Annotated in this window: 22 protein-coding genes; 11 read left to right on the forward strand and 11 right to left on the reverse strand. The window is 58.4% G+C overall.

Going from position 1 to position 18306, the window contains the following annotated elements; all coding sequences use genetic code 11:
- Nucleotides 1-31: 31 nt before the first annotated feature.
- Both gor and rpiA read right to left on the reverse strand, forming a co-directional pair.
- A complete protein-coding gene (gene gor / locus ACR0NM_RS07475) occupies nt 32-1390 on the reverse strand; it encodes a glutathione-disulfide reductase (RefSeq protein ID WP_170626075.1) in 1359 nt (452 codons plus the stop codon).
- Nucleotides 1391-1519: 129 nt separating this feature from the next.
- Nucleotides 1520-2305 carry a ribose-5-phosphate isomerase RpiA gene (gene rpiA, locus ACR0NM_RS07480; RefSeq protein WP_480613849.1) on the reverse strand — a complete coding sequence of 262 codons (786 nt, stop codon included), beginning with the start codon at nt 2303-2305 and terminating at the stop codon, nt 1520-1522.
- A gap of 167 nt (nt 2306-2472) precedes the next feature.
- Between rpiA and ACR0NM_RS07485 the strand changes: the two genes are divergently transcribed.
- The 4 genes from ACR0NM_RS07485 to ACR0NM_RS07500 are packed head-to-tail and all read left to right on the forward strand — an operon-like array spanning nt 2473 to nt 5953.
- A complete protein-coding gene (locus ACR0NM_RS07485; protein ID WP_480613851.1) occupies nt 2473-3174 on the forward strand; it encodes a glutathione S-transferase family protein in 702 nt (233 codons plus the stop codon).
- Nucleotide 3175: 1 nt separating this feature from the next.
- Nucleotides 3176-4549, forward strand: a complete 1374-nt coding sequence (locus ACR0NM_RS07490) for an L-serine ammonia-lyase (protein ID WP_170511074.1) — start codon at nt 3176-3178, stop codon at nt 4547-4549.
- A 27-nt stretch (nt 4550-4576) separates the two neighbouring features.
- On the forward strand, nt 4577-4993 hold the full coding sequence (locus ACR0NM_RS07495; protein ID WP_480613853.1) for a GFA family protein: 417 nt from the start codon (nt 4577-4579) through the stop codon (nt 4991-4993).
- A 45-nt stretch (nt 4994-5038) separates the two neighbouring features.
- Entirely contained in the window at nt 5039-5953 is a 915-nt protein-coding gene (locus tag ACR0NM_RS07500; RefSeq protein WP_480613855.1) for a DMT family transporter, read from the forward strand.
- On the opposite strand, the gene ACR0NM_RS07505 is transcribed toward ACR0NM_RS07500, so the two are convergent.
- A complete protein-coding gene (locus ACR0NM_RS07505; RefSeq protein WP_480613857.1) occupies nt 5898-6605 on the reverse strand; it encodes a thiamine diphosphokinase in 708 nt (235 codons plus the stop codon). The two genes, ACR0NM_RS07500 and ACR0NM_RS07505, sit on opposite strands and share 56 nt — an antisense overlap.
- A gap of 120 nt (nt 6606-6725) precedes the next feature.
- Between ACR0NM_RS07505 and ACR0NM_RS07510 the strand changes: the two genes are divergently transcribed.
- On the forward strand, nt 6726-8399 hold the full coding sequence (locus tag ACR0NM_RS07510) for a hypothetical protein (protein WP_480613859.1): 1674 nt from the start codon (nt 6726-6728) through the stop codon (nt 8397-8399).
- A gap of 99 nt (nt 8400-8498) precedes the next feature.
- On the opposite strand, the gene ACR0NM_RS07515 is transcribed toward ACR0NM_RS07510, so the two are convergent.
- The 6 genes from ACR0NM_RS07515 to nthA form a co-directional block, all read right to left on the reverse strand.
- Complete coding sequence (locus ACR0NM_RS07515; protein ID WP_170563396.1) at nt 8499-9206, reverse strand: porin family protein; 708 nt, start codon at nt 9204-9206, stop codon at nt 8499-8501.
- A 79-nt stretch (nt 9207-9285) separates the two neighbouring features.
- On the reverse strand, nt 9286-9528 hold the full coding sequence (locus ACR0NM_RS07520; protein WP_170393574.1) for a DUF2842 domain-containing protein: 243 nt from the start codon (nt 9526-9528) through the stop codon (nt 9286-9288).
- Complete coding sequence (locus ACR0NM_RS07525; protein WP_170393577.1) at nt 9528-10820, reverse strand: adenylosuccinate synthase; 1293 nt, start codon at nt 10818-10820, stop codon at nt 9528-9530. Before ACR0NM_RS07525 ends, ACR0NM_RS07520 begins: the two co-directional genes overlap by 1 nt.
- A 220-nt stretch (nt 10821-11040) precedes the next feature.
- A complete protein-coding gene (locus ACR0NM_RS07530) occupies nt 11041-11370 on the reverse strand; it encodes a nitrile hydratase accessory protein (protein WP_170393579.1) in 330 nt (109 codons plus the stop codon).
- Nucleotides 11367-12044 (reverse strand): nitrile hydratase subunit beta, encoded by a 678-nt coding sequence (gene nthB, locus ACR0NM_RS07535; RefSeq protein WP_480613941.1) that lies wholly within the window; start codon nt 12042-12044, stop codon nt 11367-11369. Before nthB ends, ACR0NM_RS07530 begins: the two co-directional genes overlap by 4 nt.
- Nucleotides 12041-12655: a nitrile hydratase subunit alpha gene (gene nthA, locus ACR0NM_RS07540; RefSeq protein ID WP_170393582.1), complete on the reverse strand. Its 615-nt coding sequence runs from the start codon at nt 12653-12655 to the stop codon at nt 12041-12043. The genes nthB and nthA overlap by 4 nt, the downstream gene beginning before the upstream one ends.
- Before the next feature lie 151 nt (nt 12656-12806).
- Between nthA and secG the strand changes: the two genes are divergently transcribed.
- The 6 genes from secG (at nt 12807) to ACR0NM_RS07570 (ending at nt 17171) form a co-directional block, all read left to right on the forward strand.
- Nucleotides 12807-13175: a preprotein translocase subunit SecG gene (gene secG / locus ACR0NM_RS07545; protein ID WP_170422417.1), complete on the forward strand. Its 369-nt coding sequence runs from the start codon at nt 12807-12809 to the stop codon at nt 13173-13175.
- A gap of 158 nt (nt 13176-13333) precedes the next feature.
- Nucleotides 13334-14977, forward strand: a complete 1644-nt coding sequence (locus tag ACR0NM_RS07550; protein ID WP_170421030.1) for a CTP synthase — start codon at nt 13334-13336, stop codon at nt 14975-14977.
- 102 nt (nt 14978-15079) lie between these two features.
- A complete protein-coding gene (locus ACR0NM_RS07555) occupies nt 15080-15856 on the forward strand; it encodes an isocitrate lyase/PEP mutase family protein (RefSeq protein ID WP_170393586.1) in 777 nt (258 codons plus the stop codon).
- Between the two features lie 71 nt (nt 15857-15927).
- Nucleotides 15928-16221, forward strand: coding sequence for a DUF1330 domain-containing protein (locus tag ACR0NM_RS07560; protein WP_170801283.1), 294 nt, complete (start codon nt 15928-15930; stop codon nt 16219-16221).
- A gap of 41 nt (nt 16222-16262) precedes the next feature.
- On the forward strand, nt 16263-16712 hold the full coding sequence (locus ACR0NM_RS07565; protein ID WP_170393590.1) for a tellurite resistance TerB family protein: 450 nt from the start codon (nt 16263-16265) through the stop codon (nt 16710-16712).
- Nucleotides 16713-16733: 21 nt separating this feature from the next.
- Nucleotides 16734-17171 carry a tellurite resistance TerB family protein gene (locus ACR0NM_RS07570; RefSeq protein WP_170393592.1) on the forward strand — a complete coding sequence of 146 codons (438 nt, stop codon included), beginning with the start codon at nt 16734-16736 and terminating at the stop codon, nt 17169-17171.
- 31 nt (nt 17172-17202) lie between these two features.
- On the opposite strand, the gene ACR0NM_RS07575 is transcribed toward ACR0NM_RS07570, so the two are convergent.
- Both ACR0NM_RS07575 and ACR0NM_RS07580 read right to left on the reverse strand, forming a co-directional pair.
- Complete coding sequence (locus ACR0NM_RS07575; protein ID WP_170393594.1) at nt 17203-17781, reverse strand: disulfide bond formation protein B; 579 nt, start codon at nt 17779-17781, stop codon at nt 17203-17205.
- 9 nt (nt 17782-17790) lie between these two features.
- The gene (locus ACR0NM_RS07580; RefSeq protein ID WP_223118239.1) at nt 17791-17946 is read right to left on the reverse strand and encodes a DUF5993 family protein; all 156 of its coding nucleotides are present in this window, start codon (nt 17944-17946) and stop codon (nt 17791-17793) included.
- Nucleotides 17947-18306: the final 360 nt, after the last annotated feature.

Genomic DNA, 18306 nt, shown 5'->3' on the forward strand with positions numbered 1-18306 from the left:
CCCTTGTAACGTGTGTGCGCGCGCTTGCAAATCAAGCCGTGCGCACAGGTTGCCGCATTGTCACCAGTTCTTCGGCCATCACCGGATGAACTGCAACCGTACGGTCGAAATCTTCTTTGGTGGCACCCATCTTTACGGCAATTCCGGCAAGTTGGATCATCTCACCCGCGCCCGGCGCAACGATGTGACAGCCGAGTATTTTCCGCGTCTCTTGCGACACGATCAGCTTCATCAGCACGCGCTGTGTGCCTCCGGCAAACGCCTTCTGCATGGGCTTGAATGAGGTCGCATAAACCTCAATCGGTTCCTGTTCCGCAGCCGCTTCCTCGCTGAGGCCCACAGTACCCATTTCCGGCTGGGTAAAGATCGCGGTCGGGATCAGTTCGTGATCAACGGGCGTTGGATTGCCTTTAAAGACGGTCTCGACAAAGGCCATGCCTTCGCGGATCGCCACAGGGGTCAGGTTCACCCGATCCGTTACATCGCCAATGGCAAAGATCGAGGGCACGCCGGTCTGGCTGTACTCATCCACGATGATCTCACCCTTGCGACCGCGCGCGACGCCCAAAGCCTCAAGCCCCAGATCATCCGCATTCGGCGCGCGACCCGTGGCATACATCACAACGTCGAATAGCTGCTCGGAGCCATTTGTGGCCTTCACCCAGATTTTGTCGCCTTGCTTTTTCATCTCAAGCACGTTGGTACCCAGATGCAGGTCGATCCCGTTCTGGCACATCTCTTCACTGATCAGCCCGCGCGCCTCATCATCAAAGCCCCGCAGAATCTGCGCCCCGCGATAGAACTGAGTCGTTTTGACCCCCATCCCATTCATGATCCCGGCAAATTCACAGGCGATATATCCACCGCCAACGATCAGCATGGATTCGGGCAGTTCCTCCAGGTGGAAAATCTCATTCGAGGTGATCGCAAGATCAGATCCGGGGAACTCGGGTACAACCGGACGACCGCCCGTTGCGACAAGAATATGCTTGGCTGTCTTGCGGGTACCATCAGCCAGTTCCACCGTATGCGGATCAACGACATGGGCGCGCTGGTCGAAACTCTCGACACCATTGTTCTTCAGGATATTGCGGTAGATACCTTCCAACCGATCGAGCTCTGCGTGCAGCTTAATTTTGAAAGTGTTCCAGTTGAACGCACCCGGCTGCATGTCCCAGCCATAAGCCTGCGCGTCCCCGACCGTATCCGCGAACTCGCTAGCGAAAACCATCAGCTTCTTGGGTACACAGCCACGGATCACGCAGGTTCCGCCGTAACGATCCTCTTCCGCCAGAGCCACCTTGGCGCCGTTTTCACCCGCCGCCACCCGTGCCGCGCGAACTCCGCCCGAGCCGCCTCCGATGACGAACAGATCATAGTCAAAGCTCATGTACGAGTTCCTTTTATTCCGCGTGGCCAAAATTCACTGGATATCTGGGCGCAAATCCTGAACTGCCAACCCCTGGCGCGGGAAATAGTGATTTTTCTTCTGCAGTTTATCGCGCTACTTGCCTGATCTTTAGTCCGCCAGATCGGAAAACAGGTTGTCCCCACCGTCACCCAGCATATCGGTCAGGACTGTACCCTCATTGATATCACGCAATTCGACCCGGCCATCGCCATAACCAATGACAACCTTGTCGCAAATATCAATGAACAGCCCATTTTCGACCACACCCGGGATCTGATTCATTACCAGTGCCAATTGGCGGGCATTGCCGATCCGCTTGAGATGCAGGTCCAGAATGTGATTGCCCTCATCTGTAACCTTGGGCGCCTCACCGTTCATGCGCAAAGTGACCGAGGTGCCCAGCACATCCATTGTGTCCAGCGCTTCTTCAATCAGGGTGCGGGTGGTCTGCCAGCCGAACGGGATCACCTCAACCGGCAGAGGGAATGCGCCCAGCGTCTCAACCTCTTTGCCTGCATCCGCGATCACCACCATCTGATCGCTGGCTGTGGCCACAATCTTTTCCTGCAACAGCGCAGCACCACCGCCCTTGATCAGGTTGAACTCGCCATCAAACTCATCCGCGCCGTCGATTGTCAGGTCCAACCAGCCGGCCTGATCCAGCGAGACGACCTCGATCCCTTCTTCCCGCGCCAATTGCGCCGTCGCGGTCGATGTCGGAACGCCCTTGATTTTCAACCCTCCATCGCGCACCCGTTCACCCAGGCGGCGCACCAACCATGCGGCGGTCGAGCCTGTCCCCAATCCCACACGCATCCCGTCCTGAACAAGATCGGCGGCGCGACAGGCAGCAACGTATTTCGCTTTGTCGATGGGCGACAAGTCTCTGATCATGGCAGCTTCCCCCAAGAATACTGCCAGACTTATACGGAATGCCCCGCGCAACTGCGAGAGGCAAAACACGCCATACCTGTGCTAACATGTCGCTGAAATACGCGTTTCCGATAGGAAACGTCGCAATCAGCCTCTATTGTGATCGCCAGACCCCCTAGATAGTCGCCATGGAATCGCCATACCGCCTGCACTACGCCCCCGACAACGCCTCGCTGGTGATCCGACTGGCGCTGGAAGAGATGGGCCTACCCTATGAGACCATACTGGTCGATCGCGCCAGCGATGCACAGAATAGTGCGGCGTATCGGGCGTTGAATCCGAACGGGCTGATCCCGGTGCTGGAGACGCCCCAGGGTCCGATCTTCGAGACCGCCGCAATCCTGCTGTGGCTGGCTGATACGCATGGGCAATTAGCCCCGACACAGGTCAGCCCTGATCGGGCGGCATTCCTGAAGTGGCTGTTCTTCGCCTCGAATACCCTGCATGCCGATCTGCGAATCCTGTTCTATGCCGAAAAATACATCGCGGCAGATCAAGCCGATACACTACGCTCCGGCATCCACCCGCGGCTGCGGCAGCACCTGAAACTGCTGGATGCTCAAGCCCAAAAAGCGCCCGACTGGTTCAGTGCTGATCACCCTTCAGTCCTGACGATATATGTCGCCTGCATGATGCGCTGGATGGCGCTTTATCCCGCTAAGGCGGACCGCAGCTGGTATCAACTCGCCGACACGCCTTATCTGCAAAAAATCCTGGTGCAGCTAGAATCAAACCCGTCGACCCGCGCAGCTATTGCCGCCGAGGGGCTGGGGGTCACTCCCTTCACCTCGCCGACCTACGCCAACCCTCCAGAAGGCTCAGCTACCTGATATGTTTCTCTCTGTCTTCGATATGTTCAAAGTGGGCATCGGCCCATCTTCTTCCCACACCATGGGTCCGATGGTGGCCGCCGCACGGTTCCTTGACCTGATGCGCGCCTCGCCGTTCGAGTTTTCGGGCCTGCGCGGCTCGTTGCACGGCTCGCTGGCCTTTACCGGCGTCGGCCACGCCACCGACCGCGCTACCATTCTCGGCCTCGCCGGGTTTGTGCCTGACACCTATGACAACGACAAGGCCGAAGCCACACTGGCAGCTATCGCAGAATCCCATACGGTGACACCCGAAGGCCTGCCGACGCTGAGCTTTGATCCCAAAGCCGATCTGATCTTCGACTACGACAACAATCTGCCCGGTCATGCCAATGGTATGATCCTGATGGCCACTGACGCACAAGGCGATGTCATCCTGCGTCAGGTCTACTACTCCATCGGTGGAGGATTTGTTCTCACGGAAGAGGAATTGGCCGAAGGCAAGGCAACTGACGAAGGTGCGCCTGTGCCCTTCCCGTTCAAATCCGCCGCCGAAATGCTGCAAATGGCCAAAGACAACGGTAAAAGCATCGCTCAGATGAAGCGCGAAAATGAGATCGCGCGCGGTTGCGCGGATAGCTTTGCCAAAGGCACCGCGCGTCTTTGGCAGGTCATGAATGACTGCATCGAGCGTGGGCTAAAAACGGATGGCATCCTACCCGGCGGCCTCAGCGTGCGCCGCCGCGCCAAAGGCATTCACGATGCCCTGCTGGCGGAACGCGGCATGAACCTGAATGCCCCGCATACGATCAACGACTGGATGAGCGTCTACGCCATGGCCGTAAACGAGGAAAACGCAGCCGGTGGGCAAGTTGTCACCGCCCCTACAAATGGCGCGGCAGGCGTGCTGCCATCAGTTCTGCGCTATTACCTCGATCACGTGCCCGGCGCGTCCGAAAGCCATGTCGAGGATTTCCTGCTGACCGCCGCCGCCATCGGTGGTCTGGTCAAGTTCAACGCTTCGATCTCGGGCGCTGAAGCGGGCTGTCAGGCCGAGGTTGGCAGCGCGTCAGCCATGGCTGCGGCAGGCATGTGCGCCGTGATGGGCGGTACGCCTGAGCAGGTTGAGAACGCCGCCGAGATCGCGTTGGAACATCACCTTGGCATGACCTGCGACCCAGTCGCGGGCCTTGTGCAGGTGCCGTGTATCGAGCGTAACGGATTGGGCGCGATCAAGGCCGTTTCAGCCGCATCGCTGGCGCTTCGCGGCGACGGCAAGCACTTTATGCCTTTGGACGCGGCCATTGAAACCATGCGCCAGACCGGCGAGGATATGCACGAGAAATACAAGGAAACATCTTTGGGCGGGTTGGCCGTCAACGTGCCGAACTGCTGATCTGACAGCAAGAACAAGTGGGGTGACATGCGCGGACATTGCCTGTGCGGCAAGATTGGATACGAGGTTGACCCTCCGGTTCTGTCCTGTGTCACCTGCCATTGCGACAGCTGCCGTCGCCAATGCGCGGCCCCGATGACCACCTATTTCGGGGTGCGCGACGGCAATTGGCGCTGGACCGGGGAACAGCCAAAATGGTTCAACTCCTCCCCCGGAGTCGAGCGCAGTTTCTGCCCCCATTGCGGCACGCCAATCTCCTTCCGCTCGACCGTGATGTCGGATGTGATGCACCTTTATGTGGCAACGCTGGAAAATCCCGAGACGCTGACCCCGACCCTGCATGTCGCGCACGAAGAAAAGCTAAGCTGGCTGCAGCTTGGTGACGGCCTGCCCACCTGCATCGGCCCGGATTACACCAAAATCCAACCCCTGCCCGACACCTGAGATCAGAGCTTCCCCCTCTGCCGCGAAACCGCTAGCGTCGCACACATGACTCAGGATCGCCCCGTTCTCGGCATCATATTGATGCTCGGTTTTTGCGTGCTCGCACCGCTGGGTGACGGGATGGCAAAGCTGTTGGGTGAAACCACAGCTTTGGGACTGCTGGTACTGGTGCGGTTTGCTGTTCAGGCGATGATCTTGATCCCACTGATCGCGATGACCGGCAAGCCATGGAAGATGACGCCGCGCGTTTTGCGCCTGACGATGATCCGCACCCTTCTGCACATCATTGGGATCGCAGCGATGTTCACAGCGCTGCAATATATGCCGCTGGCCGATACCGTGGCCATCGCCTTTGTAATGCCTTTCATCATGCTGCTGTTGGGCAAGTATGTTTTGGGCGAACAGGTCGGCCCCCGTCGTTTGATCGCCTGTGTCGTGGGATTCATTGGCACCTTGCTGGTGATCCAGCCCAGCTTTGCTGAGGTCGGCGCGCCCGCCTTGCTGCCCCTGATCGTTGCGGTGGTCTTCGCCCTGTTCATGTTGGTTACGCGGCAGATCGCCAAGGAAACAGACCCGGTTGCACTGCAGGCGGTATCGGGGGCCATGGCTACCGTCTTATTGCTTCCGATTGTCCTGCTGGGTTCCCAGATCGGCCTGCCCGCAATGTCCCTGACGATGCCCACGGCCGAGACGCTCTGGCTGCTGCTGGGGATCGGTGTGCTGGGCACCGTGGCGCATCTACTTATGACATGGTCTCTGCGCTATGCGCCGTCTGCAACTCTGGCTCCGATGCAATATCTAGAGATTCCGGTCGCCACCCTGATCGGCTGGTTGATTTTCCACGACCTGCCAAACGGGCTGGCCGCGCTTGGCATCGGCATCACCATCGCGGCCGGGCTTTACGTTATCCTGCACGAGCGGGCCAACGCTCGGTCCGGACCGACTGAAACGCCTGCATGACCTGATCCAACGCCGCGCGCGGCAGGATCGTCAGCAATCCGGGTCCATCGATCTCAAGCGTTAGCGCGCCTAGCGCTCGGTTTGAGGTCCCGACCTGCCGGTCCGGCTCCAGCACCAGATCATCAATCGGCCATTCCAGCCCCTCGCTGCGCCCGGTCACCCGCCGCAGCGGAAACAATGAAACCGTGTCTCCTGCTGTGAGCTCCAGACTGATCCTGGGTGGCGCATGAAAGACAATTTCTCGTGCGCCCAACAGGACACAAGGCCGATCCTGCAACCGAACCAGAGTATTGAACGCCACCAACTGATGATCCACCCGCGCGCCCAGAAATCCTGCTGCCAGCACCACAGGCGCATCCATATTGCGCAGCGCCTTGTCAAAATCGGTGCTGTTCTGCTCGGATATCTGGAACAACCGATCCTTGGGAATCCGGGCCAGATATTCTGCCGTAATCGAGTCCAAATCGCCGATCACTGCGTCCGGCATCCGTCCCGAATCAATCAACGCAGCCGCACCGCCATCCGCCGCAACGGCAGAATTGACGCGATTTAGCACCAGATTCACATCCTCTGAATAGATTTCGCCCCCACCAAACAGCCCGATTGGCCCGCCAGAGCGAACAATTGCCCCATTTTCCACAAGATTGACCATAATTTCCAGTTTTGGACATAATGAAACCACAAAATGATAGCTTCATGGCTAGAGTTTCGAGTCGGTTGCCCCTGCTGTGTCTGGTAATCGACCTGGTAGTTTGTAAAGGACATGCGTCTGATGGTACAGAACAACAAGGTACTCACCGTTTCATACGGCACCTTCTCGTGCACCCTCGAAGGCTTTGACGATTCATTTGAAACAATGAAGGCGATCGCCGAGTATTTCCGGGACCTTGCAGCGGATGACCGATACTTCGGATCGGAACCTCCTCAGCCTGACGCCGAGATGCTGACCCGGATCGCACAGCGGGACGCCGCACAGAAGGTTGAAGCCAGCCAGAACGAGACCGGCCTGTTGCTGCGCGCAACGGAAACCGCCCCGGTTGCAGCACCGACCCCCGCTGCAATTGCGCCAGCCACAACACCTGAACCTGTTCAGCCTGTCGCGGATGTTGTTCCCCCTGCTCCGTCTGCTCCGCAATCCGAAGATGCCCCCGCCGCTGACAGTATCGCAGCCAAGCTGCAGCGAATCCGGGCTGTTGTTTCGCATTCCGATGCTGCCCCTGCCGGATACTCTGAAGACGAAGACGTCAGCTATCTGCAGCCCGTGAAGCCAAAGGTCGATGCAATCTCTGCCGCTTTTGAGTCCGGCGCGCTGAGCCCGGCCGATCTGGAAGACACTGCTACGGACGACGCTCCGGCAACGGCCCCGCAGGTCGAACAGCCTGCCGAACCCGAGCAAATGGCAACGATCGCTGAGCTGCCCGTTCAGGACGAAGAACCACTCGCGCCTGCCGCCATCAAGCAGGACGAAGTCGAAGCAGCCCCGATCATCTCACCGGCGATCACTGCCGAACTTGAAGACGAGGACGAAGCGCCCGAACAGCCGGCAGCCGATGTCACGGACAAGGACGTGTTGTTCTCGGACCTCGACGACGACCCTGAAACTGAAGACGAAGGCCCGTCAAACATTCTGAATGGCCAGGACGACACCGACGAAGATGAAACATCACCGGATCTTACCGGCCTCACCCATGGCGTCATCTCGGCCGAGGATGAGGCGCTGCTGCTTGACGAAATGGCGCTGGTAGAAACCGAGCTGGCGGCAAACACGACGGCTGAGCTGCCCGATATGACGGGTCTGGATCAGGACGTCTCGCGCCTGATGGACGAAGCGGGCGCCCATATGGATGATCCTGCCACCAGCAGCCAGCGCGAAACATATTCTCACCTGCGCACTGCCGTTGCTGCAACCGAAGCAGACCGCGAAGATGGCGCAGACAAATCTCAGACCCCCGAGGATGATTATCGCGGTGATCTGGCCTCGGTCGTCAATCCACGCCGACCCGAGATCGAGGTCACCAGTGAACGCCCCACCCCGGATGCTGCCGCACCATTGAAACTGGTGGCTGAACAGCGGGTGGATACCGAAACGGCTGACACCGGCCCGGTGACACCGCGCCGTGTCACCTCGGCGGACGAGGAAACTGCAGATGAAGAAGGTGGTTTTGCAGCCTTTGCGCAAGAACAGGGTGCCCAATCACTACTCGACCTGCTGGAAGCTGCCGCGGCTTATCTGTCCTTCATCGAAGGTCAGGAGCAGTTCTCGCGTCCACAGCTGATGAACAAAGTTCGCTCGCTCAAGCAGGACTCGTTTAACCGCGAAGAAAGCTTGCGCTCATTCGGTCAGTTGCTGCGGGACGGCAAAATCGAAAAGGCCGGAGGTGGCCGTTTCGCCGCCTCAACCCAAATCGGGTTCCGCCCGAACGACGACGAGCGTGCCGCTGGCTGACACCAAGATCCCCCCAATACCCCCTCAAGACAAAATTGGGCCAGAGGAAACTCTGGCCCTTTTTCGTTCCGTGGCTGGCAGCCAAAAAGCCAATCAAGTTCAGAAGTTGAACGCCAGCGCCACGTAAGGGCCGGTCAGGATCAGATCAATCACATCGCGCCCGTCTTCAAACTCAACATCCAGATGGCGATACCCGCCCGCAACGTTGATATTCTCACGCCAATTCCAACTAGCCTGCACCAGCGCCTCCCACTGGAATTCCGAGCCATAACCGAAGCCGCCGATATTGCCCATCGCTGTGAGGCTCCAGCGATCATTCAGCGCGTAGTTATAGCGTGCGCCGATCAACGGGTCGGTCCAGCTTTGATCTGTGCTGAAGGTGCGATCCAGCACGGTGGTCGAAACATCCAGGTCCCAATGGCGCAGCCCGGCCAACGCTTCCAACCGTGACCGATCATCCTGATAGACCGCATAGCTGGCCGCCAGTGAGACCATCGTGCCCTCAAGATCCCAACTGGCTGCATCGTCAAACCGACCGACCGAGACATCGTCACCCAAATTGAGATAATTGAACTCACCACCAATGGTCCAACGCCCATTTCGGGCCTGACCAGCGATCAGGAACGCGCCCTTCAGAATGTCGAAGATCGAGGTATCCCCGTTCACCGGCGGGTTTGGTCCCACGTCCAGTGAGGTTCTGAATTCCGGCCCCCAGAAATAAGGCGCAATGGTATAGCGCCAATCATCGGCCTGAGCGCTGCTCGCGATACATGTTGTGGTAACCGCCGCTAATACCCGGTTTTTCATGCCCTATCTGCCTCTGGTTGCCGCGAAAGAAAGTCGCAAACATCGTGCCACGCAGAAGACACCAAGACAATCGGGCGGCTTAGCTTTGATCTTGATCCGGGTCCTCTTTGCCCACCCCGCGGAAGACAAATTTGAACGGCAACGCCCAGACAATGCCAAGCGCGACATATACCAGAAGTTCCAGCCAGATCGGCGGGCGATCCAACCAGTTCACGATTGTCACAACCGCAACGATATAGATGGGGAGCCCGATCAGCAGCAGCACCAATGACCACCGCCGACGTGCCTTATAGCTGAGGCCGGGTTTGTCGTTGCTGCTCATCAATCTGCAAACGGGTCGGTCACCAGAATGGTGTCCTCCCGCTCCGGGCTGGTGGACAAAAGGGCGACCGGACATTCGATCAATTCCTCGACGCGGCGCACGTATTTGATCGCGTTCGCAGGCAAGTCTGCCCAACTGCGCGCGCCTTCGGTGGATTCGCTCCAGCCCGGCATCTCTTCGTAAATCGGCGTGCAACGTGCTTGCTGGTCGGCGGCGGTCGGCAGATAGTCCAGACGATCGCCATCCAGCTCATACCCGACACAAATTTTCAGCGTCTCGAACCCGTCCAACACATCCAGCTTGGTCAGGGAGATGCCGTTCACGCCGCTGGTCGCGCAGGTTTGACGTACCAGACAGGCATCGAACCAACCACAACGGCGTTTGCGCCCCGTCGTGGTGCCGAACTCATGCCCCCGTTCGCCCAGGCGTTGGCCATCTTCGTCGTCTAATTCGGTTGGGAAAGGCCCCTCACCCACGCGGGTCGTGTACGCCTTGACGATGCCCAAAACGAAGTCGATCGAACCCGGCCCAATCCCAACGCCTGTCGAGGCCTGGCCTGCAATCACATTCGACGATGTCACAAACGGATAGGTCCCGAAATCGATATCCAGCAGCGCACCCTGTGCGCCTTCGAACAGGATTCGCTTGCCTGCCTTGCGCTTCTCGTTCAGCACCTTCCATACGGGCGCGGCAAACGGCAGAATCTGTGGTGCGATCTCTTTCAGCTGCGCGATCAACGCATCCCGGTCAATCGGCTCAAGCCCCAAACCATTGCGCAGCGCATTGTGATGGACCAAGGCCCGATCGACCCGCAGCGCCAGCGTCGCATCATCAGCCAGATCAGCCACCCGGATCACACGCCGACCAACCTTGTCTTCATAGCATGGACCGATCCCGCGACCGGTCGTGCCGATCTTGGCCACCGAGTTCTGGCTTTCGCGCGCACGATCCAGCTCGCCATGGAACGGCAGGATCAGCGGGGTGTTCTCGGCAATCATCAGCGTCTCGGGCGTGATATCGACACCCTGCGCGCGGATCGTTCCGATCTCTTTGATCAGGTGCCAAGGGTCCAAGACGACCCCATTGCCGATCACGCTCAGCTTTCCGCCGCGTACCACGCCCGAAGGTAGCGCATGCAGTTTGTAAACCTCACCCTCAATGACCAGCGTGTGCCCGGCATTATGTCCACCCTGAAAACGCGCGATCACATCCGCTCGCTCACTGAGCCAGTCGACGATCTTGCCTTTTCCTTCGTCGCCCCACTGGGCGCCGACAACAACCACGTTGGCCATATCCGGTCCTTTTGCGCTGAATATTCAAACCCGGCTCATATAGCCGGGCACAGACGGCAGGGAAACCGATATTTCGCCGCAGACACAAATCGTGCTGCGCGCGATGCCTCCGGCGGAGGTGATTTTGGCCAGATGAAGAGCGGATCCCCTGCTTCATCTGGCCAAAAGTACCTCGGGGGAGTCGCCCGGGCGGGCGGCGGGGGCAGCGCCCCCTCTGCTTTTAGCGCAAGTGTACGGGATGACCGTGGGGTGTTGTCAGGTAAGCCTCTTCCCATGCATTGCGAAGATCCTGGACATCATCAGTGGGCGCTTCCCCCTGCTCAGCCAGCAGCGCCTCCAAGGTCTCCAACCAAGCGTGAAAGTAATCGTCCCCACCATCCAGATCTTTTTTGAGGCCGTTCCGTTTCAAAGTATTGGAAAACCGTTCCGCCCAGTCCGGCCAATCAAACCGGCCCGCTTCGTTCAAGGCCACTGTGACCGCAAAAACCTGCGCGTGCCAGGGCTCGGCAAAAATCGGCTCGGGGGCCGAGTGAGTGATACAATCGCTCATGCGGGCTCCAAATAAGACTGCCAGAGGTCCAGCACGACTTCATCCGCCGGATGCTCGGGGTTTGCCCAAAGTTCTGAGGCGGGAAACACGACCGCATATAGCGGCTCGGGGGCTTCACCCAACCCATGGGCGTTGGAATCCGGCAGGACATGAGTGCCATGCAGCCTGAGGATGCGACCCGTTGCACCCGCGGCATAGATCGGCAACCGGGTGTGGCCGCCATCAACCAGTCGATTGGCGCTCTGGCCCAAGGTTCGGACTGCTTGTTCGGCTTGAAACCGAACTTCGACGTTCGACGGGCGATCTGCGGGTCCACCTTTGGCCAAAGCGCCTGCGACGGCGTCAGCCATCAGGGTACGCTCAGTCAGAGGATGAACACCATCCCCGTCAACACCGCGCAAATCATCAAGCGTCAGGACACCCTTTTCGACCAGAAGATCAGCCAGACCAGACATCCATTTCTCATAGTAAGAAAACCGCGCGTAGTCCGTAGGAGACAACCTTTCCCGCGCGTGACGTGAGACATCGATATTCCATTGCCCCAGAAACCCCGCAGCGAGCGTTACCGCCAGCGCCCGACCGTGCCAGTCTTCGGCAAACACCGGCGCGTCTTCGGGTTCCGGGTTCACCGGACCATCACCAAAGCGCCCTCCCATATCATGGACCCGCGTCAGGACGGCACCTTGGGTAGCCCAGTGCCGATCATGCTGTCGCGGGTGACCAGCGCCGCCAATTCGTCCGCGTTCAATCCTTCTGTGCCCTCTGGGCGCATCGGCAGGACGAGGTAACGAATTTCGGCCGTCGAATCCCAAACGCGGACCGAAGTGCCTTCGGGCAAGGTAACGCCAAACTCAGACAGGACCTTGCGCGGTTCTCGCACGGCGCGGGCGCGGTAAGCGTCAGATTTGTACCAGCCGGGTGGAATTCCTAGCAGCGGCCACGGGTAACAGCTGCACAAGGTGCAGACGACCATGTTGTGCTGTTCAGGCGTGTTCTCGACGACCACCATATGCTCACCCTGACGACCGTAAAACCCCAGATCGGCCACGACCGATGTGGCGTCCGCCAGCAGCGCGGCTCTGAAATCGGGATCACTCCAAGCCTTGGCAACAACATGCGCGCCGTTCTGTGGACCTATCTTGTTCTGATAAGTATCGATGATTTCATCCAGCGCTGCAGGATCAATCAGACCCTTGCGGGTCAGAATCGTCTCAAGCGCTTTGACGCGCAGCGCGGGTTCGGGAGGCAACAGGGCGTGCGGGTGGTCGTGATCATCATGTGGCATGAGGCGCAGCCTGCGCGACAGAACAGCGCTCTGTCCAGTCTCTTTGGTGTGATATGAAACATCACCGCACGTGATGCCAACTCGTGACTTGCCCCCGCTGGCAAACTTGCATAAGTACCACGCGATACACGCCACGCTGTACAGGACCACCATGGAAAACGTCGTTCTCATCATCCACCTTCTTCTGGCCTTGGGCCTGATTGTCGTTGTGCTGATGCAACGTTCCGAAGGCGGCGGCCTTGGGATGGGTGGCGGTGGCGGCGGGGCCATGACGGGCCGTGCGGCAGCGACTGCTTTGGGCAAGCTGACATGGATCCTAGCCGCGTGCTTTATCGTCACCTCGATCACGCTGACGATTCTGGCGGCCCAGAAATCTTCTGGCAGCTCGGTGATTGACCGTTTGGGCGTGCCTGCCCCGGCCCCGGCTGAGGAAAGCGCTCCGGCAGTCCCATCGGCAGATGAATTGTTGCCGCCGGCGCAAGGCGACAATGCTCCGCTGATCCCGCAGGCTGGCGACTAAGCCACAAAACCTAGAAATTCATAAGGGAACTGCAACAGCATCTTGCGGTTCTCTTGCGCTATGTGCGCGAATCCTTTATACGTGAAGTCCCGTGATGCAGCGGTTTTTTGAACCGCCGGGCAGCTAATAATGACGTCTCACGGGAGCAGCCGAAAAACATGGCGCGTTTTATTTTCATCACTGGTGGTGTGGTTTCGTCCTTGGGCAAAGGACTGGCTTCGGCGGCGTTGGGATCGCTGTTGCAGGCCCGCGGATATTCGGTGCGTCTGCGCAAGCTGGACCCCTATCTAAACGTCGATCCGGGCACCATGTCGCCCTTCGAACATGGCGAAGTATTCGTCACCGATGACGGCGCTGAAACCGATCTGGACCTTGGCCACTACGAACGCTTCACCGGTGTGGCGGCACGCAAGACCGACTCGGTCAGCTCGGGGCGGATTTATTCCAACGTGCTGGAGAAAGAACGCCGTGGAGATTACCTCGGCAAGACCATTCAGGTGATCCCGCACGTCACCAACGAAATCAAGGATTTCATCGCCATTGGCGAGGATGAGGTTGATTTCATGCTCTGCGAAATCGGCGGCACCGTAGGTGATATTGAGGGCCTGCCCTTCTTTGAAGCGATCCGCCAGTTCAGTCAGGACAAGCCGCGCGGTCAGTGTATCTTCATGCACCTGACGCTGCTGCCCTATATCAAAGCCTCTGGCGAGTTGAAAACCAAGCCAACCCAGCATTCGGTGAAAGAGTTGCGCTCGATCGGTCTAGCCCCTGACATTCTGGTTTGCCGGTCCGAGGGACCGATTCCAACTAAAGAACGCGAAAAGCTGGCCCTGTTCTGTAACGTCCGCCCCGACAGCGTGATTGCCGCACAAGACCTCAGCACCATCTACGACGCCCCGCTGGCCTATCACCGTGAAGGTCTGGATCAGGCGGTTCTGGACGCATTCCAGATCAGCCCGGCCCCCAAGCCCGATCTGGCCAAATGGGAAGACGTCAGCGACCGCATCCACAACGCCGAAGGCGAAGTGAAAGTAGCCATCGTCGGCAAATACACCCAGCTTGAAGATGCCTATAAGTCAATTGCCGAGGCCCTGACCCATGGCGGCATGGCCAACCGCGTCCGCGTCAAGATCGAGTGGGTCGATGCCGAGGTGTTTGACAACGAAGACGCCGCACCTCATCTGGAAGGCTTCCACGCCATCCTCGTCCCCGGCGGCTTTGGCGAGCGTGGGACAGAAGGCAAGATCAAGGCCGCTCAATATGCGCGTGAACACAAAGTGCCCTATCTGGGCATCTGTCTGGGCATGCAGATGGCCGTGATCGAAGCCGCACGCAACGCGGCGGGAATCACCGAAGCCGGGTCCGAGGAATTTGACCACGAGGCTGGCAAAAAGCGTTTTGAACCCGTTGTTTACCACCTGAAAGAATGGGTGCAGGGCAACCACAAGGTCGAACGCAAAGTCGGAGACGACAAGGGCGGCACCATGCGTTTGGGCGCCTATAATGCGGTTCTGGCCGAAGGCTCGAAGGTCGCGGAAGTCTATGGCGGCACCCAGATTGAGGAACGCCACCGTCACCGCTACGAGGTCGACATCAAGTACCGCGACAAACTGGAAAAGGCAGGCCTGAATTTCTCGGGCATGTCCCCGGATGGTCGCCTGCCGGAAATCGTCGAATGGTCGGATCACCCATGGTTTATTGGTGTTCAGTATCACCCGGAACTGAAATCCAAACCCTTCGACCCGCACCCCCTGTTCCGCGAATTCGTGCGCGCCGCGAAAGACACCTCGCGTCTGGTCTGATCACGGGCCGATAACAGATTTGTACCAGTCGGCGCGAAATATCTTTACGCGCCGGCGGTTTGCACGGTTAACTGCCGCCATAGCAGCGACAGGAGACCGGCCATGACCGATCAGATTACCCAAGCAGAAACATTTGCCGCCCTGCACAAGAAGGGTGATCCGGTCATCCTCTATAACATTTGGGACCCCGGCAGCGCCGTCGCTGTACGCGATGCAGGGGCCAAAGCGCTGGCAACTGGCAGTGCTCCGGTCGCGATGGCGCAGGGGTTTTCGGACGGCCAGAACATCCCGTTTGAGTTGGCGTTAGACAACGCTCGCCGCATTGTCGAGGCGGTTGATATACCGGTCACCATGGACCTCGAAGGCGCTTATGCCGAGGATACTTTTGGCATATCGGCCAATGTCAAACGCGCGCTGGAAACCGGAGTAATCGGCTTTAACTTCGAAGATCAGGTCGTTGGAACTAAAGATCTTTATGACATCGAAACACAGGCAGCACGTGTCGCTGCGATGCGCGAAAGCTGTGACGTGGCCGGTGTTCCCGCCTTCATCAACGCCCGCACTGACATCTTCCTCAAAGCCGCTCCGGACACGCATGATCAAGCGATGCTGGATGACGCCATGGCCCGCGCGGCAGCCTACGCCGATGCCGGAGCCAGCGGGTTCTTCGCGCCGGGCCTGAAAGACGAATCCATGATCGGCCAGCTTTGCGCGGCCACCGACTTGCCGGTCAACATCATCGCCCTGCCCGGCACGCCTGACACGCCGACGCTGGCGAAACTCGGCGTGGCCCGGATCAGCTATGGCCCGGTTCCCTATCGGCAAATGACCGCTTGGTTACAGGATTCAGCGCGCGCCGCGCTGCAATCCGGTGGATGATCCACTTTTAGGGGATTGCATTTCAACCTGTTCCTCCGCACCTTGCATCCGATACCAGCGGAGGACACCTTGTGGCCAAAGGATACTGGGTTGCCCATGTCGATGTAGACGACATTGAAACCTACAAATCTTACATTGCTGCCAATGCGGCCCCATTCGCCGATTACGGGGCCAAGTTTCTTGTACGCGGCGGCGAGAGGAGCGAGCCCGAAGGCAAGGCTCGCGACCGCACAGTTGTCATCGAATTTCCCAGCTATGAACAGGCGCTGGCCTGCTATGAAAGCGATGCCTATCAAGCCGCCAAGGCCTTGCGCGATCCGGTTTCGACCGGCGATCTTGTGATTATTCAGGGCTATGATGGCTAGCACCGCTTGGCGCGCCTCGAATTACGGAATATCCTGCCGATATGTTGAAAAAATTCTTCCAGGCCTTTCGGCCGCCGCAACATGACAAACTGCCCGATCCTGATGCCGAACTGGCCCTGGGGGCATTGCTGGTACGTGTCGCGCAGGCCGACCGCGACTACAAGCTGGAAGAGATCAGCCTGATCGACCGCATTCTTGCGCGACTTTACCAGCACAATGCGATCGAGGCCGCCAAGGTCCGCGCCACCTGCGAAAAATTACACGCAGCTGCTCCGGAAACAGATACATTCGGCAAACTGATCCGCGAAACCACCGATCTTCAGGAACGCTTGGCCGCGCTTGACGCCCTGTGGGAGGTCGTGCTGGCCGATGGCAACTCGGACGAGGGCGAGGTCAAGATCGTCGAAGAAGCCCGCATTGCCATGGGCCTCAGCTTCAACGACAGCAAAGCGGCACGCGAGCGGATACAAAGCCGCTTGGAAGCGACCTAGGCTATCTCTATATAAACGCTTATGTTCAGTGATTTCCTGTCCCGGCTCACACAGCCGCAGCCCGACCCGCTTGTCGAAGATGATGCCCGTCTGGCCCTCACCGCCCTGTTGGTGCGTATCGCGCGGTCCGACAATGACTATGCCGATACCGAGATGGCCCGAATCGACCGCATCTCGGCCGAACGCTACGGCCTGTCGCCATTTGAGGCCGCAGCCCTGCGCGCCCGAGCCGAAGACCTTGAGGCCGAGGCGCCCGACACCGTCCGCTTTACTCGCGCCATCAAAGAGGCCATCGCCTATGACGACCGCCTGGCCGTTGTGCAGGCCATGTGGTCGGTCGCACTGGCGGATGGGCACCGCAGCGGTGAAGAGGATTCTCTGCTACGCCTTGTCGTCAGCCTGCTCGGCGTGAGCGATGTGGATTCGGCGCTTGCAAGACAAAAGGCGGCGAAGGTCTGATCAACCGGCAAGCCTTTGGGCGTTGTCAGCGCTATGAATCGCTGCCTTCAAGCTCATTCAGAAACTTGTAGTCTGTCGGCGGATCGTCACAGATGCCGGGCCCACACTCCAAAAGCGCCGAACCAGCGTTCGCGACGGCCAATGCCAAAATCAGGAAAAACGCTGTTTTGGCCAATGTACTTCCTCCGAAGCGTTCGGTTGCCCGAACGTCCGACGCAAGATCATACTGCTTCTCGAATACCAGCATGATTGCGGTGCCAAGGATGATCAAACCAAAGGCAACTCCCGCCCAGGTATAGAAGTGTAGGCCCAGAACCGGGGAGCCGTAGTGCCCTGTTCCGGGCACGATATGCAGCAGAATCTGCCGGATCGAAACACTGATCCCAAAGATCGCCGCCACCAGCACGATGCCATAGTTTCTGGCGCGCGTACCCCACAACAGGTTCAGAGCAAGCCCGAACCCAACGGCCACGAATCCCACGCGTTGGAGCAAACATAACGGACAGGGCAGTTCGTAAAGGACAAGCTGAAAGTAGAAGGCAAGCACCAGAACCAGGCAAACCGCCAGTGCACCAATCGCATTCATGTTACGAGCAAACTCAGGTGACATTGGACGACCTCACAGTTGAATCGTTAAGGGGGTCGTGGCGTGAAACTTCAGCCAGTAGGCACTCGCCAAAAGCGTCAGCACGAACAATGCGTATGAAATTCTGACCAGCTTAAAGTATGCCAGCACCATCGTGCCGGCGAACAATGCAAATAATAGCGCGATCACAAGAAGCCCCTTACGTGAATTGAATTCGTATATTTCAATCTTTAACTCAAAACGAATTATTCCCAAATTCAAACAGTTTTGGTGATTGGATCAAGCCAGTTCAATAAATTCGGTTTCGCTTAGGATCACCTCGGTTGATCCGGAATCCTGTGACCTGAATCTCTGGGCCGCAATCAAGAGATTGATCTGGCTGACCTGTCGATAATGGTGCATCGAGTCACAGAATGCCCCCAACAAACTGACAGTTTAGACAGCGCGACCGCCCGATTTGGCAATTTCGCTGCGTGAACTTGTCAATTGCGCATTGCATTAGCCCGATTTTTCAGCCCTATTACCGCACCAACACCAATCATATCTGGA

This window comes from Ruegeria sp. AF2, assembly GCF_056542025.1.